The 14,403-nt window shown below is 69.1% G+C and carries 13 protein-coding genes and 1 pseudogene; 11 read left to right on the top strand and 3 right to left on the bottom strand.

Features of this window, described 5'->3' with window-relative positions; translation table 11 throughout:
* Window positions 1-11 precede the first annotated feature (11 nt).
* On the bottom strand, window positions 12-2,630 hold the full coding sequence (locus AzCIB_RS20945) for a hypothetical protein (protein WP_050417671.1): 2,619 nt from the start codon (window positions 2,628-2,630) through the stop codon (window positions 12-14).
* Window positions 2,631-2,849: 219 nt separating this feature from the next.
* Window positions 2,850-3,623, bottom strand: coding sequence for a YdcF family protein (locus tag AzCIB_RS20940; protein WP_050418492.1), 774 nt, complete (start codon window positions 3,621-3,623; stop codon window positions 2,850-2,852).
* A gap of 118 nt (window positions 3,624-3,741) precedes the next feature.
* Here AzCIB_RS20940 and AzCIB_RS20935 point away from each other — a divergent pair, with 118 nt between their 5' ends.
* The 11 genes and pseudogenes from AzCIB_RS20935 (at window position 3,742) to AzCIB_RS20885 (ending at window position 12,842) form a co-directional block, all read left to right on the top strand.
* Window positions 3,742-4,308: a DUF2802 domain-containing protein gene (locus tag AzCIB_RS20935; protein WP_050417670.1), complete on the top strand. Its 567-nt coding sequence runs from the start codon at window positions 3,742-3,744 to the stop codon at window positions 4,306-4,308.
* Window positions 4,305-5,027, top strand: coding sequence for an SPOR domain-containing protein (locus AzCIB_RS20930; RefSeq protein WP_050417669.1), 723 nt, complete (start codon window positions 4,305-4,307; stop codon window positions 5,025-5,027). The genes AzCIB_RS20935 and AzCIB_RS20930 overlap by 4 nt, the downstream gene beginning before the upstream one ends.
* An 85-nt stretch (window positions 5,028-5,112) precedes the next feature.
* Entirely contained in the window at window positions 5,113-5,556 is a 444-nt protein-coding gene (gene fliW / locus AzCIB_RS20925) for a flagellar assembly protein FliW (protein ID WP_050417668.1), read from the top strand.
* 96 nt (window positions 5,557-5,652) lie between these two features.
* On the top strand, window positions 5,653-6,033 hold the full coding sequence (ridA, locus tag AzCIB_RS20920; protein ID WP_050417667.1) for a deaminase RidA: 381 nt from the start codon (window positions 5,653-5,655) through the stop codon (window positions 6,031-6,033).
* Window positions 6,034-6,052: 19 nt separating this feature from the next.
* Window positions 6,053-8,070: pseudogene (gene recG / locus AzCIB_RS20915) on the top strand (ATP-dependent DNA helicase RecG).
* A gap of 72 nt (window positions 8,071-8,142) precedes the next feature.
* Window positions 8,143-8,700 (top strand): chorismate--pyruvate lyase family protein, encoded by a 558-nt coding sequence (locus AzCIB_RS20910; RefSeq protein ID WP_050417666.1) that lies wholly within the window; start codon window positions 8,143-8,145, stop codon window positions 8,698-8,700.
* Window positions 8,697-9,584 (top strand): 4-hydroxybenzoate octaprenyltransferase, encoded by an 888-nt coding sequence (gene ubiA, locus AzCIB_RS20905; RefSeq protein ID WP_502685642.1) that lies wholly within the window; start codon window positions 8,697-8,699, stop codon window positions 9,582-9,584. The genes AzCIB_RS20910 and ubiA overlap by 4 nt, the downstream gene beginning before the upstream one ends.
* 81 nt (window positions 9,585-9,665) lie before the next feature.
* Window positions 9,666-9,917, top strand: a complete 252-nt coding sequence (locus AzCIB_RS20900; RefSeq protein ID WP_050417664.1) for a PA2433 domain-containing protein — start codon at window positions 9,666-9,668, stop codon at window positions 9,915-9,917.
* Between the two features lie 120 nt (window positions 9,918-10,037).
* A complete protein-coding gene (gene pyrF, locus AzCIB_RS20895) occupies window positions 10,038-10,853 on the top strand; it encodes an orotidine-5'-phosphate decarboxylase (RefSeq protein WP_050417663.1) in 816 nt (271 codons plus the stop codon).
* Between the two features lie 31 nt (window positions 10,854-10,884).
* Window positions 10,885-12,375 (top strand): 4-hydroxy-3-polyprenylbenzoate decarboxylase, encoded by a 1,491-nt coding sequence (gene ubiD / locus AzCIB_RS20890; RefSeq protein ID WP_050417662.1) that lies wholly within the window; start codon window positions 10,885-10,887, stop codon window positions 12,373-12,375.
* Between the two features lie 50 nt (window positions 12,376-12,425).
* Complete coding sequence (locus AzCIB_RS20885; protein ID WP_050417661.1) at window positions 12,426-12,842, top strand: DUF4870 family protein; 417 nt, start codon at window positions 12,426-12,428, stop codon at window positions 12,840-12,842.
* 20 nt (window positions 12,843-12,862) lie between these two features.
* Here the strand turns inward: AzCIB_RS20885 and dacB are convergent, their stop codons facing one another.
* Window positions 12,863-14,311, bottom strand: coding sequence for a D-alanyl-D-alanine carboxypeptidase/D-alanyl-D-alanine endopeptidase (gene dacB / locus AzCIB_RS20880; protein WP_050418491.1), 1,449 nt, complete (start codon window positions 14,309-14,311; stop codon window positions 12,863-12,865).
* Between the last annotated feature and the right edge of the window lie 92 nt (window positions 14,312-14,403).

Genomic DNA, 14,403 nt, shown 5'->3' with positions numbered 1-14,403 from the left:
TCTCCTTTCGCTCACAGGGTCGCGAGGAAGGCGATCAGCGCCTTCTTGTCCGCGTCCGACAGGTCCTCGCCGAAGCGGTGGCCGCCGTTCTCGATCTCGTCGGTGCAGTTGCTGTAGTGCTGGCGCAGCAGCTCGCGCTGGCCGCGCAGCAGTCCGGCGAACTGCTCCGGTGCAGCGAGGATGTCGTCCGCGAGCTTCTGCATCTGCCCGGTCGTTTCCTTGCCCACGCGCGCCTCTAGCTTCGCGGGGTCGCGCTTGGCGAGGAACAGATCCACCACCAGGTCCTTGTGCCGCAGGCTGGTCATCGAGTTGGCCGGAATGCCTGCCGGGATGCGAACCTGCCCGCTGCCGACGAGCGGCTTCTCGCTCGTGCCGTCCCACACGCGCGGGCCCAGGTCGAGGACCACGTCCTGGTCGGTCAGCGTCGCCTTGGGCTTGCGCGCGTCCGGATAGAGCAGTTCGTGCATCGACGCGAGGTACAGCCGGTAGCGTCCCTCCACGCCCGGATCGGTCTGGAAGCACTCGCCCTGCGTCGCCGCGAGCTTACCGTCGGCGTCGAGTTCGCGCGCGCGGAAGAAATCGTTCGCCGCGTTCGCCGGCTTGCCGCACAGTTCCGGCCCGATCGCGTTGTTGTGCATGAAGGGCGCGTGCGCCCACAGGTTCAGCAGCGACACGTTGCGGTAGTAGCCGCGCCCGCCGTCGTTCGGTTCCTTGACGTTGATGTCCGCCGCGCGCGTGCGCAGCGTCTCCGAGCCGTATTCCTGCCATACGTGGCCGGCCATGTGATTGGAATGGAGCGCGCGGCAGCGGTTCGTGCCGACCTCGGTCGCGGGCGTGGCGACGTCGTTGCCCAGCCAGTCGGCGCGCAGGCCGTTGTCGGCGAGCGCGTAGAAGTCGCGGTTCGCGAACGGACCGCCGACGCTTTCCGGAATGCTCGAGTGGCAGCGCGCGCAGTTCGCCGCGAACACCGCCCCGCCGCGTCCGACGGCCCCCGCCCCGTGCTCCATCTCCAGGTCGGCGACGAGGCTGTCGCGGCTGTATTCGGGTGCCGCCGCGTCGGCCGCCTTGCGCACCGCATTGCGCGCGACGGCGAGATCGGTCGCATTCGATTCGGGCGACAGGAAGAACGCCAGGATGTCCGCCAGCCGGTCCTCGATCGCGCGGAAGTTCGGGCAGTCGCGCCGGCACTGGCCGATGTTGAACGGCGTCTGGCCGAAGTAGCGCGCCTGCGGGTCGACCTGGCGCAGGTCCGTGAGGTGGTTCAGCCAGCACTGCTCGGAGCACGAGCCGATGTTGAAATACACGCGCTGGATCGCCTCGAGCGCGCCGATCGAGTCCTCGCCGCCCTTCAGGATGTGATGCACGCCGGGCTTGCCGAGCGTCGTGTCGTCGCTGCGCGTGCTCTTCTCCCAGCACTTCGTCTCGCGCCCCGGCTCGCACCAGCACTTCGTCTCGTCCTTCTCCGCGCCGCAAGTGGCAGCCTTGCGCCATTTCGCAATCGATTCGCCGGGGAAGATCGGGCGCTGCGCGACATTGATCAGCGCGTTGATCGTGCCCGGGTTGTTCACGCCGTCATGCGGGATCGCCGACGTGTCGGTCACCCCGGGCCGCGCGTGCGCGAACATCTGCCATTCCAGGCTGGACTTCGGTATGCCCGAGCCGAGGATCTCCGACTTGCGGATGTACTGGTTGCCGACCAGGCCCTTGATGTTCTCCCAGCGCGGGTGCGCCGGGTCGGCGGGCGGGTTGAGCGGGTCGAAGGCGATGTGGCAGGCGCCGCAGCTCGTGCCGATCAGGAAGGGCGGTTCCACCGACGCGTCCGCGAGGCGGCTGAAACGCTCGTCCGACGGGACCTTCGTCTGCTCGATCATGCGCTTGCCGAATCCTTCCCAGGTGCCGAGGCCGCCGTTCAGCTTCTTCCACTGCTCCGCGTCGAAGCGCGGGTTCGGGAACTTGCGGAAGCCCAGCGCCCCGGTCGAGGTGCCGAAGCGCAGGTCGCAGGCCGAATGACGCTGGTCGCGGCCGTCCTTCGCGTGCGGGTCGGCCGGGTCGAGCGCCGCGTCCTTCAGGCCGCAGGCGGGATCGATGTAGCCCGGCTTGCCGACGTGCTTCAGCAACACATCGTCGCCCGGACACCAGTCGAAGCCGTAGGTCTCGTCGCGGCTCTTCGCCGGGCAGTTCGCCTCGCCCGGCACGCAGCACGACGGGTCGTTGATCAGGCCCCACGCGCGGAAGCGGTCGTCGCGCTGGTCGGCTCGCAGCACGCGATACCAGTCCGGCAGCACGCCGATGCGCTGCTGGAACACATAGGTGTGGAAGCGCTCGTTGCCCGCGGTCGCCTTGAACCAGATCAGCCGTCCCACGCAGGCCGATTCCGACAGGCCCTCGCGTGCACAGGCCTCGAAATAGGGCGCGTCCTGGTCGACGGACGTGCTCTCGGGTATCGGCTTGTCCGGCGCCACCACGGGCGGCAGGGGCGCGGGTTGCTGGGCGGTGGCAGCGGAGACCAGCGGGGAGGGGGAGAGGGAGGGGGAGAGGGAGGGGGAGATGCCCGCATCGCGATCGGCCGAAACGAACACCATGGCGAGCAGAGCGCCGACGGCTACGCCGGCGGTGACGAGCACTTTCATGGTCCGCTCCTGTTGGGTTCCGGGCCGCCGCCCCGATGACGAGGCAATGCCCGAGGCGCATATGCAGTGCTGGTCCGGCGAAGTGCCGCAAGCGAATCGCCGCGACAGCTTTTTATGGCGCCTAAGTTTCTATAGGCAAGCGGTCGGCGAAACGCAAACACGGATACATGTCACGCGGCAGGGCTGCGACCCTATTCAGGGCGGTCTAGTCGCGCCCTCTCAGCGCGTCAGGCGGTATGCCAGCAGCCCCAGCCACTCGTGCACGGCATACCAGCCGGCATAGGCGCTGGTCGGCCCGGGAAGCTCCCCGAGCACTTGGTCGCCCGCCCCGGTGCCGCCGAGCCACGCAGTCGGTGCCGGGATGACCTGCAGCCCGGCGTCCTCGAAGGCTGCCTGCGCGCGCGGCATGTGGGCGGCGTGGGTCACGAGCAGGATGCGGCGCACGCCCGCGGCGCGCAGTGGCACCGCCGAGAACAGCGCGTTCTGTTGCGTATCGAGCGAGGCCCTCTCGACCCAGCGCACCGGAACGCGGAAATCTTCTTCGAGCGTTGCCTGCATGAGCACGGCCTCCGGCACGTCGCCCGTCGGCGCGCCGCCGCTGACCAGCACCGGCAGCCCCGTCCTGCGCGCCAGCCGGGCGGCGTAGCGCAGCCGCTCCAGAGCAAGGCGGTTGACCGTCTCGCCGCCGTATTCGGGCGCATGGCGCCGCTTGCCGGCTCCGAGCACGACGATGGCCTGCGCCTCGCGCATCGCCGCCGCATCGACCACCGGCGCCGTCTCGAGGCCGTTCAGCAGCCAGCCTACGCTCGCCGGTGTCGACAGCAGCAAGGTGGCCACGACGCCCGCCCACGCGAGCGCGAAGCCGCCCCGCCGCCAGCGTGCCGCGAGCAGCAGTCCGACGGCGATCAGCAGCAGCGGCGCGACCGGCGGCTGCACCATGATCGAGACGGTCTTCTTGAGCCAGAACAGGGCGAGCGCGGAATCGAAGGCCATCTGCATTGTCGGGATAGTGGGGCGCCAGTATTATCCCCGACTTATCCGTCGTCGCGCCTGCTCCGGCTTGCCTTCCCGATGCACGATCCTTCTTGTCCTGTCTCCTGTGTGAGGTCGAATGGGACTGCGTGAACTCATTCTGGCCGCAATCGCGCTCCTTGCGGTCTATGTCGGCTACCAGCTCTACCGCGCATCGCGTGCGCCGCAGGCTTCGGCGCCCGTGCCGGACGAGCCGCTGGCCTTAGTGCCCGCTGAGGCGCCCACTGAGGCGCCCGAAAGCGTTGATGTCGTTGTCGCCGAAAGCGACGACGATGACGAGCCCGGCCCGCTCTACAGCGTCGGCCGTCCCGCGTCCGCCGGCGCAGATGCTGCCCCGGACGCATTCCAGCACGAGCTGGAGGTCCGTCAGCTGCGGCGCGAGCTCGAGCAGCAAGGTAGCGCGCTGGCCGAACTGCGGCGCGAACTCGACGAAATCCGCGAGCAGCTGCGTGCGCGCACTGAACAGGCCGATGCGGGCGTCGTGACCCACGGTGCGTCGCCCGAATACAACGAGGCGCTGGTGTTCGCGCGCCGCGGGCTGGATGCCGAAACGATCGCCGAGCGCTGCGGCATCACCGTCGCCGAGGCCGAACTCGTGCAATCGCTGGCGCGCAGCCAGGCCGGCGAGTCCGGGAAGGAGCCATGAGCCGATCGCTCACCGCGGGCGCGGATGTGGAAAATCCGCGCAAGGCCAGCCTGAAGCGGGCGCTGATGGCGATCGTCGCCCTCATGGCGCTGACGGCATCGCTGTGGTTGGTGGAGGGCCGCGAAGCGGCTGCGCCGCCGGTTGCGCCCGCCGTTCCCGCGCCCGCCGAACCGGCTGGCCCCGCCGCGGATAGCGCCGCGCCTGCAGCCCCGGTCGCGTCTGCGGAGGAGGCGGCTGCAGTCGTGGCGGAGCAGGGTTCTCCTGCCGAAGCCGTGCAAGCCGGGAGTGCAGAGACTCCATCCGCGCCGATGCCGGCCGTGCCCGACAGCGCGATGGCCGCTCCGGAGGCGTCGCCGCCGGCATGGACCGCTGCAGTCGTCCCGGCACCGCCCGCGGCCTCCGTCGAGGCCTCCCGGGAGGCCGAGGCGCCGGTGGTTGCGCCCCCGGCGCCGGCTGCCGCTGCGCAACCGGCCGATGCGCCGCGCCTGCATGCGGGGCCGCCGCCGGGGTCCGGATACCTCATCCAGTTGGGCGTGTTTCTCGATACGGCCAATGCCGAAGGCATGCGCCGGGAGCTCGAGCGAAAGGGCTATCCGGCGTATCTGCAGGCCAGGGTCGTGCTCGGTCCCTATCCGGACCGCGAGTCCGCGCTTGCGGCGCAGGAAAAAATTCGCCGCGAACGCAAGCTGGATGGCATGATCTTGGCTCCGCGCAAGTAGCAGTGCGGGTCGGGGAGGACAGACCTGCCCGGCGTGCTCGCACGCAAGGGTGTCGCAGGCGGATCAAATCAGAGGAGAGGGCTCCATGAAAATCGAAAGTCAGGTGTTCGGTACCGTCGATATTCCCGATGACAAAGTGATCGAATTTCCGGCCGGGCTGCCCGGTTTCGAGGACTGCAAGCAGTTCGCCCTGGTGCATGAGGACGGATCCACGTCGTCCCTGTTCCTGCTGCAGAGTCTGGACAATCCCGCAGCCGTCTTCTCGATCACCGGCCCCGACCGGCTGGGCGTCAATTACGAGTTCGGTCTCACGGACGACGAAGCGGACCAGCTCAAGCTCACGAACCCTGCCGATGCCTTCGTCGCCGTGATCGTGCGCAAGGACGAAGGCGAGGCGGGCAACCCGGCAACGGCCGGGATGCGCGCGAACTTCATGGCGCCGCTGGTGATCAACGTGTCCTCGCGCCGCGGCATCCAGAAGGTCATCACGCGTCTGGGCTGTGACGTGACCCTGCGCGCCGAAGGCTGATCGACGTATCCCCCACGCCCCGGCGCCGGACGCGCCGGGGCGTTGTTTCATCCGATCCCTGGTCCGGATCGTTCGCATAAATACAGGAATCTGATCATGAGTCGCAGCATCATCTCGACCCCCAACGCTCCCGCCGCGATCGGCACCTACTCGCAGGCCGTCAAGGTCGGAGATACCGTCTACTGCTCCGGCCAGATCGGTCTCGATCCCGCGACCATGCAGATGGTCGAGGGCTTCGAGGCGCAGACCGTGCGCGTGTTCGAGAACCTCAAGGCAGTTGCCGAAGCGGCCGGCGGCTCGCTCGCCGACGCCGTGCGCGTGACGATCTACCTCACCGACCTCGCCAACTTCGCCAAGGTCAACGAGATCATGGCGCGCTACTTCGCCGAACCCTTCCCGGCGCGCGCCGCCGTCGGCGTCAAGGAACTGCCCAAGGGCGGCGTGGTCGAGGCCGACGCCATCCTGGTGCTTGGCTGATCAGCAAATTTGGGCCGGCATCGGCCCGCAACTCGCAGGCCGGCTGGCGAAGCTCGACATCCGCCGGCCGCAGGACCTCGTCCTGCACCTGCCATTGCGCTACGAGGACGAAACCCGCCTGACGCCGATCGCCGCGGCGCGCGCCGGTGCGCCGGTGCAGGTCGAAGGCGAGGTGGTGTCCTGCGAAGTCACGCTGCGCCCGCGCCGCCAGCTCGTCGCGCAGATCCGCGACGCGAGCGGCACGCTCACCGCGCGCTGGCTCAACTTCTACCCCTCGCAGCAGAAGCAGCTCGCGCCCGGCCGGCGCGTGCGCGTGTTCGGCGAGGTGCGCGGTGGCTTCTTCGGCAACGAGATGGTGCATCCGCGCGTGCACCCGGTCGAGGCCGGCGAGGCGCTGCCGCAGGCGCTCACGCCCGTCTATCCGACCACCGCGGGGCTCGCCCAGTCGGCGCTGCGCAAGCTCATCGGGCGCGAACTGCAGCGCCCGCCGATGACCGAATTGCTGCCCGCGCACCTGCCCGGCGGCCTGCAGCTGCCCCCCCTGCCGAAGCACTGCGCACGCTGCACCAGCCGCCCCCCGACGTCGATCCGTACGCGCTGGAGGACCGCGCACATCCCGCCTGGCAGCGCATCAAGTTCGAGGAACTGCTGGTCCAGCAGCTGTCGCTGCGCCGCGCCTACAACGCCCGCCGCAAGCGGCACGCGCCCATCCTGCGCGACAACGGCAAGCTCACCGGGGCGCTCCTCGCGCAACTGCCGTTCAGGCTCACCGGCGCCCAGGCGCGCGCGGTCGCGCAGATCGGCCGCGACCTCGCCACCCCGCACCCGATGCAGCGCCTGCTGCAGGGTGATGTCGGCAGCGGCAAGACCATCGTCGCCGCGCTCGCGATGCTGCAGGCGGCGGAGAACGGTTTCCAGGCCGTGCTCATGGCCCCCACCGAAATCCTCGCCGAACAGCACTGGAAGAAGCTCGCCGCGTGGCTTGAGCCGCTCGGCGTCGGCATCGCGTGGCTCTCGGGCAGCCGGCGGAAAAAGGCGCGCGAGGCCGAGCTCGCACGCCTCGCGAGCGGCGAGGTGCTGCTCGCGGTCGGCACGCATGCGCTGATCGAGGATCCTGTGACCTTGCCGCGCCTGGGGCTCGCGATCGTCGACGAGCAGCACCGCTTCGGCGTGCGCCAGCGCCTCGCGCTGCGCGAAAAGGGCGCCGACGGGCTGCATCCGCACATGTTGATGATGTCCGCGACGCCCATCCCGCGCACGCTGGCGATGAGCTACTACGCCGATCTCGACGTCACCGTGCTCGACGAGCTGCCGCCGGGGCGCACGCCGATCCTCACCAAGCTCGTCGCCGAATCGCGCCGCGACCAGGTCATCGCGCGCGTGCGCGACGCCTGCCTCGGCGGGGCGCAGGCCTACTGGGTGTGTCCGCTGATCGAGGAGTCCGAGGCGCTGCAGTTGAAGACCGCCGTCGCAACCTTCGAGACACTGGGGGCGGCGCTGCCCGAACTGAAGATCGGCCTCGTGCACGGGCGCATGAAGTCCGACGAGAAGTCCGCGACGATGGCGGCGTTCTCGGCCGGCGAACTGCACCTGCTGGTCGCGACGACCGTGATCGAAGTCGGCGTCGATGTGCCCAACGCGAGCCTGATGGTGATCGAGCACGCCGAGCGCTTCGGCCTCGCACAGCTGCACCAGCTGCGCGGGCGCGTCGGGCGCGGCACCGCCGAATCCGCCTGCATCCTGATCTACGCCCACCCGCTGTCGGAGAACGGCCGTGCGCGCCTTAAGGTCATCTACGAACACAGCGACGGCTTCGCCATCGCGCGCGAGGACCTGCGCATCCGCGGCCCCGGCGAGTTCGTCGGCGCGCGCCAGAGCGGGGTGCCGCTGCTGCGCTACGCCGACCTCGAGGGCGACGCCGATCTCGTCGAGCCCGCGCGCGCGCTCGCCGAACGCCTGCTGCGGGACACCCCCGAGGTCGCGACGCAGCTGATGGAACGCTGGCTGGGCGGGCGCGAGGGCCTGCTGCGTGCCTGAGCGGCCGACGCCCCGGTTTGGGGCCGGGGCTCGCGGCCGGTATCATGCGCGTCGTCCCGACGTCGTCTTCCCATGCGCACCCGTCCCCACAAAGAAACCTGGCTGAAGCGCCCGCCGCGCGCGACCGTTTCCCGCACGCTCCGCCCCTGGCTCACCGATCCCGCCTCGCTCACCGCGCGCATCCGCGCCCGCTGCGGCAGCTTCTCAGTGCGCGTGCTGCGCCAGTGCCTCGCCGTGCCGCACCGCGACGAAGCGACGCTGCTCGGCCTGCGTCGCGGCGAACGCGCGTGGCTGCGCGAGGTCCTGCTGATCGCCGACGGCGTGCCGGTGGTGTTCGCGCGCTCGCTGCTGCCGCGCGCCAACGTGCGCGGCGCGTGGAACCTCTTTCACGGCATGGGCGCCCGGCCGCTGGGCGCTGCGCTGTTCGCCGACCCTGCGATCAGCCGCCGCGCGCTGACCTGCGCCTGCCTCGACCGTCGCGACGCGCGCTATCATCTCGCCCTTGCCGCGGTCGCGCCGATGGTGATGCCGCCCCGCGTGTGGGCGCGGCGTTCGCTGTTCCGCCTGCACGGTCGCGCGTTGCTCGTCAGCGAGGCCTTCCTGCCCACGATCCTGGACCTGCCCGAATGATGTCTGCGCCGCTCCCCCTGTCTGCCCGCCTGCCCATCTACCTGCGGCTGATGCGCCTCGACAAGCCCATTGGCATCCTGCTGCTGCTGTGGCCGACGCTGTGGGCGCTGTGGCTTGCCGCCGACGGCGTGCCGCCGCTGCATCTGATCGCGATCTTCACGCTGGGCACGGTGCTGATGCGCTCGGCCGGCTGCGTCATCAACGACTACGCCGACCGCGATTTCGACGGCCACGTCGAGCGCACGAAAAACCGCCCGCTCGCGACGCGTGCGATCGGCACCCGCGAAGCGTTGCTCCTCGCCGCCGGCCTCTCGCTCGCCGCCTTCGTGCTGATCCTGCCGCTCGCGCCCATCGTGCTGTGGCTGTCGCTGCCGGCGCTGTTCCTCGCCGCGAGCTATCCGTTCATGAAGCGCTTCTTCGCGATCCCGCAGGCCTACCTCGGCATCGCCTTCGGCTTCGGCATCCCGATGGGCTTTGCCGCGGTGCTGGGCGAAGTGCCCGCGCTCGCGTGGTGGCTGCTGCTCGGCAACATCTTCTGGACCGTCGCCTACGACACCGAGTACGCGATGGTCGACCGTCCCGACGACCTCAGGATCGGCATCAAGACCTCCGCGATCACCTTCGGCCGTTTCGACGTTGCCGCGGTGATGCTGTGCTACGCAGTCGCCTTCGCGCTGTTCGCCGCGGTCGGTGTCGCCGCGGGGCGCGGTGCGTTCTTCTTCGCCGGCCTGCTCGGCGCCTGCGGCATCGCCGGATACCACTACACGCTGATCCGCGGCCGCGAACGCGCGCCGTGCTTCAAGGCCTTCCTGCACAACAACTGGGTCGGGGCGAGCATCTTCGCCGGCATCGTCCTTGATTACATTGCGTTTCCCGCCGCCTGAGCTAGGGTGAACCGACCGCATCGATGACGGTCGAAAACATGCGCCCGACTTTTTTGCGGCGCAACCCCAGAGGAGACTGCAATGAAAAGAAGCCTGTTGTTCGCGGGCGTGTGTGCGATCCTGCTGTCGACCAGCGCCTTTGCCCGTCATTGCCCCGCGGATATGAAGAAAATCGATGACGCGATGGCCAAGAACCCGACGCTGACCGCCGAGCAGATGACGGAAGTGAAGAAACTGCGCGCGGAAGGCGAAGAGCTGCACAAGGCCGGCAAGCATCCCGAGTCCGAGGCGGCGCTCGCGAAGGCGATGAAGATGCTCAACATCGGCATGTAGGCCGACACGTACCGAGCAGACCGGGGCCGCCGTCGCGGCCCCTTTCATTTTGCGGCATCCGAGGGCGCGCAAGGGCATCATCCGGCTTATCATTCGCCCCGAACCCATCAGGACGCCTCCATGCACTTCATGACCGCCCTCCGGGCCGCCTGGCAGAGCCGCAACAGCCTGCTGTGCGTCGGCCTCGATCCCTATCCTGCGCGTTTCCCGGCCCACCTGCAGGGGCGTCCGGACGCCATCCTCGAATTCTGCAAGGGCATCGTCGATGCGACTGCCGACCTCGTGTGCTGCTTCAAGCCGCAGATCGCCTACTTCGCCGCGCAGCGTGCCGAAGACCAGCTCGAAGACCTGATCGCCCACATCCACGAGCGCCACCCCGATACGCCGGTGATCCTCGACGCCAAGCGCGGCGACATCGGCAGCACCGCGGCACAGTACGCGGTCGAAGCCTTCGAGCGCTTCCGCGCCGACGCGATCACGGTCAATCCCTACATGGGCCGTGATTCCGTCGAGCCCTACCTCGAATACGCCGACAAGGGCGTGATCCTGCTGTGCCGCACCTCGAATCCGGGCGGCAGCGACCTGCAGTTTCTCGACGTCGGCGGTGGCGAGCGGCTGTACGAGCGCGTCGCGCGCCTCGTCGCGAACGACTGGAATGCGAGCGGCAACTGCGGCCTCGTCGTCGGCGCGACCTTCCCCAACGAGATCGCGCGCGTGCGCAGCATCGTCGGCGACATGCCGCTGCTCGTGCCCGGCATCGGCGCGCAGGGCGGCGACATCGCCGAGACCATGCAGGCCGGCGGCACCGCCGACGGCACCGGTCTGATGATCAACTCCTCGCGCGCGATCCTGTTCGCCGGCAGTGGCGAAGACTATGCCGAGGCGGCCCGCCGCGCCGCCCTCGAAACGCGTGACGCAATCAACGCCAATCGCTGAACCGCAATACCGTCGTACCCGAAAGGATTTCATGCGTTACCACGATCTTCGCGACTTCATCGCCCAGCTCGAACAGCGTGGCGAACTGAAGCGCATTACGGTTCCCGTCGACACCCACCTCGAGATGACCGAGATCGCCGACCGCGTGCTGCGCGCCGGCGGCCCGGCGCTGCTGTTCGAAAAGCCCGTCACGCGCGGCGTGCCGCAGGCGATGCCGGTGCTCGCCAACCTCTTCGGCACGCCCGAACGTGTCGCGCTCGGCATGGGCGAGGAACTGCCCGACGGCAACTGGCAGACCCCATTGCGCGAAGTCGGCAAGCTCCTCGCCTTCCTCAAGGAGCCCGAGCCGCCCAAGGGCCTCAAGGACGCGTGGGAGAAGTTCCCGGCCTTCCGCCAGGTGCTCAACATGTCGCCCAAGGAAGTGCGCTCCGCGCCCTGCCAGGAGGTCGTGTGGGAAGGCGCCGACGTCGATCTGGCGAAGCTGCCGATCCAGCACTGCTGGCCCGGCGACGTCGCGCCGCTGATCACCTGGGGCCTCGTCGTCACGCGCGGCCCCGGGAAGAAGCGCCAGAACCTCGGCATCTACCGCCAGCAGGTGCTCGGGCCCAACCGCGTCATCATGCGCTGGCTCGCCCACCGCGGCGGCGCGCTGGACTTCCGCGAGCACCAGCTCGCGCATCCGGGCGAACCGTTCAAGGTCGCCGTCGTCCTCGGCTGCGACCCCGCGACCATCCTCGGTGCCGTCACGCCGGTGCCGGACAGCCTGTCCGAATACCAGTTCGCGGGCCTCTTGCGCGGTGCGAAGACCGAACTCGTGCAATGCCTCGGCTCCGACCTGCAGGTGCCGGCTTCGGCCGAGATCGTGCTCGAAGGCGTGATCCACCCCGACGATACCGCGCCCGAAGGCCCCTACGGCGACCACACCGGCTACTACAACGAAGTCTCCGACTTCCCGGTATTCACGATCGAGCGCATCACGATGCGCAAGAACCCGATCTACCACTCGACCTACACCGGCAAGCCGCCCGACGAGCCGGCGATGCTGGGCGTCGCGCTCAACGAAGTGTTCGTGCCGCTGCTGCAGAAGCAATTCCCCGAGATCACCGACTTCTACCTGCCGCCCGAAGGCTGCTCCTACCGCCTCGCGGTCGTCAGCATCCGCAAGCAGTACCCGGGGCACGCCAAGCGCGTGATGTTCGGCATCTGGAGCTTCCTGCGTCAGTTCATGTACACGAAATTCATCATCGTCGTCGATGATGACGTGAATATCCGCGACTGGAAGGAAGTGATCTGGGCGATGACGACCCGCGTCGATGCGTCGCGCGACACCGTGATGGTGGACAACACCCCGATCGACTACCTCGACTTCGCCAGCCCCGTCGCGAGCCTCGGCAGCAAGATGGGTATCGACGCCACCAACAAGTGGCCGGGCGAGACGAACCGCGAATGGGGGCGGCCGATCGTGATGGACGCCGCAGTCAAGCAGCGCGTCGACGCAATGTGGGCCGAGTTGGGACTGTAAAAGCGGGCCTGTAAGAATCCACCGGAATCCTCATCACCACGGAGCCAGCCATGCCCGACTACCGGACCGGAAGCGCCCCCGCCGACCTAGGCGGACTCGTCACGCTCGCGCACATCATCTATGCGCTGCATGCGTTCGCGGTGGTCACCGGCGTCGTCGGCTCCGCGACCATCATCGGCAGCTTCGTCGCGAGCCTGCCGTCCATCCTCGCGGTGGTGCTCAACTACATGAAGCGCGACGCGGTGCGCGGCACCTGGCTGGAAAGCCACTTCCGCTGGCAGATCCGCACCTTCTGGTTCGCGCTGCTGTGGATCCTGGTCGCGGCAGCCATGATCGTCACCCTGATCGGAATCCCGTTCGCGTTCGTGCTGCTGGTCGGTGCCGGCCTGTGGATCGTCTACCGCGTCGTCCGCGGCTGGCTGAACCTGCTCGACCGCAGCACCATGCCGATGCCCACGGACGCCTGAGGCGCCACGCGGCCGCCCCGCTATTGCGCCGGCGCCGTGTCGCCGCCCGCCCACACCCATTCCAGCAACGCGTCCTGCGCGGCCTGGCTGGACCCGGCCTCGGCGTGGTTCACCATCATCACGACCGCGTGGCGCCGGCCGTTGCGGTCCAGCACGTAGCCGGCCAGGGACTTCACGCCGTTGATCGAACCGGTCTTGATGTGCGCGTAGCCGCGTGCCGGGCTGTCGTACAGCCGCCCGCGCGCCGTGCCGTCCTCGCCGGCGATCGGCAGCGCCGCGATGTACTCCGGCATGAAGGGCCGCCGCCACGCCGCGAGCAGGACTTCCGCGAGCGTGCGCGCCGTGACGCGCTCGACGCGTGAAAGACCCGAGCCGTTCTCGATCACGAGGCCCGCGGTCGCGATGCCGTCCGCGGCGAGCAGGGCGCGCACGGCCTCGGCGCCACCCGCGACCATGTCCAGGTTCGCCCCGCTTTCCCGTCCCAGCGTCGCAAGCAGCTGGCGCGCGATCACGTTGCTCGACCACTTGTTCATCTCGCGCACCACGTCGGAAAGCGGCGGCGACGTCTCCGTGACCAGCGTCGCCGCGTCGCCCGGCGTCACGCCGCTGCGCACCGCGCCCTCGACCTTGCCGCCCAGTTCGCTCCACAGCGCTGCGATGAGCGCACGCCCGAAGGCCTCGGGCGACAAAGGCGCGGTCGCCCAGTCGCGCTGCCCGCAGCTCGCCGGCATGCTCCCCGACAGCACCAGCCGCGGCCCCTGCGGCCCCGCTTCGAGCGTCGCGTCGAGACTGCCGTACCACACGCCGCACGGGCCGGGAGCCGTCGCGATGCGGTTGTCGATGTCGATACCCGTCAGCGCCGGATAGGGCGCAAGCCCCACCGGTTGTCCGGATTCGGCCGCCGGCACGAGGCGCAGCTGCAGCGTGTTGAAGTGCATCAGCAGCCCGTAGGCGCCGCTGTTGTACGGCCGCAGCGCGCGCCCGTCGAAGGCTGCCGGGTCGTGCGGCGGCAGCGCCAGCGACGAGCCGTCGAGCACGATGTCGCCGCGCACGGTCGTGACGCCCAGCGCACGCACCTGGCGCAGCAATCTCGCCAGCCGCTCGTAGTTCAGCATCGGGTCTGCGCCGCCCGTCAGGTACAGGTTGCCGTCCAGAACGCCCGCGGCCACCGGTCCGCCGGTCGCCACCCGCGTCGTCCAGGTGAAGGCGGGTCCCAGCCGGTCGAGCGCTGCAAAGGCGGTCACCACCTTCATCACCGACGCCGGATTCATCGGCCGATCGCCACCGGTCTCCAGCTGCGGGGCCGGCGCGTCGACGCCCTGCACCCACACCGCCACGTTGCCGGCAGGAATGCGGGCGGCGTCGAGTGCCTGCCGCACCGATGGCGGCAGGGAAACCGCATGCGCTGAGGCCAACATTCCGCAAAAAAGCAGGGTAGCCAGAAAACGGAGCACGTGTCGCGTTGTCATGAGGTGGTCGTCGATATCCTGCAACATACTCGGGAAGCCCGCGAGGGCGCGGCGCGTATGCGGGCGCGATATAATTACAAATTCCGCTTTTC

The organism is Azoarcus sp. CIB, assembly GCF_001190925.1.
GTDB lineage: Bacteria > Pseudomonadota > Gammaproteobacteria > Burkholderiales > Rhodocyclaceae > Aromatoleum.
Note: the sequence above shows the minus strand (reverse complement) of the source record. Positions and strands in the feature narration are given on the sequence as shown.

Excerpts from the sequence above, each read along its gene's own strand:
- ubiD (WP_050417662.1), top strand. The coding sequence starts at position 10,885 with ATGCGTTACCACGATCTTCGCGACTTCATCGCCCAGCTCGAACAGCGT.
- ridA (WP_050417667.1), top strand. The coding sequence starts at position 5,653 with ATGAGTCGCAGCATCATCTCGACCCCCAACGCTCCCGCCGCGATCGGC.
- AzCIB_RS20900 (WP_050417664.1), top strand. The coding sequence starts at position 9,666 with ATGAAAAGAAGCCTGTTGTTCGCGGGCGTGTGTGCGATCCTGCTGTCG.
- AzCIB_RS20930 (WP_050417669.1), top strand. The coding sequence starts at position 4,305 with ATGAGCCGATCGCTCACCGCGGGCGCGGATGTGGAAAATCCGCGCAAG.
- fliW (WP_050417668.1), top strand. The coding sequence starts at position 5,113 with ATGAAAATCGAAAGTCAGGTGTTCGGTACCGTCGATATTCCCGATGAC.
- ubiA (WP_502685642.1), top strand. The coding sequence starts at position 8,697 with ATGATGTCTGCGCCGCTCCCCCTGTCTGCCCGCCTGCCCATCTACCTG.
- AzCIB_RS20945 (WP_050417671.1), bottom strand. The coding sequence starts at position 2,630 with ATGAAAGTGCTCGTCACCGCCGGCGTAGCCGTCGGCGCTCTGCTCGCC.
- pyrF (WP_050417663.1), top strand. The coding sequence starts at position 10,038 with ATGCACTTCATGACCGCCCTCCGGGCCGCCTGGCAGAGCCGCAACAGC.
- AzCIB_RS20940 (WP_050418492.1), bottom strand. The coding sequence starts at position 3,623 with ATGGCCTTCGATTCCGCGCTCGCCCTGTTCTGGCTCAAGAAGACCGTC.
- dacB (WP_050418491.1), bottom strand. The coding sequence starts at position 14,311 with ATGACAACGCGACACGTGCTCCGTTTTCTGGCTACCCTGCTTTTTTGC.
- AzCIB_RS20935 (WP_050417670.1), top strand. The coding sequence starts at position 3,742 with ATGGGACTGCGTGAACTCATTCTGGCCGCAATCGCGCTCCTTGCGGTC.
- AzCIB_RS20885 (WP_050417661.1), top strand. The coding sequence starts at position 12,426 with ATGCCCGACTACCGGACCGGAAGCGCCCCCGCCGACCTAGGCGGACTC.
- AzCIB_RS20910 (WP_050417666.1), top strand. The coding sequence starts at position 8,143 with ATGCGCACCCGTCCCCACAAAGAAACCTGGCTGAAGCGCCCGCCGCGC.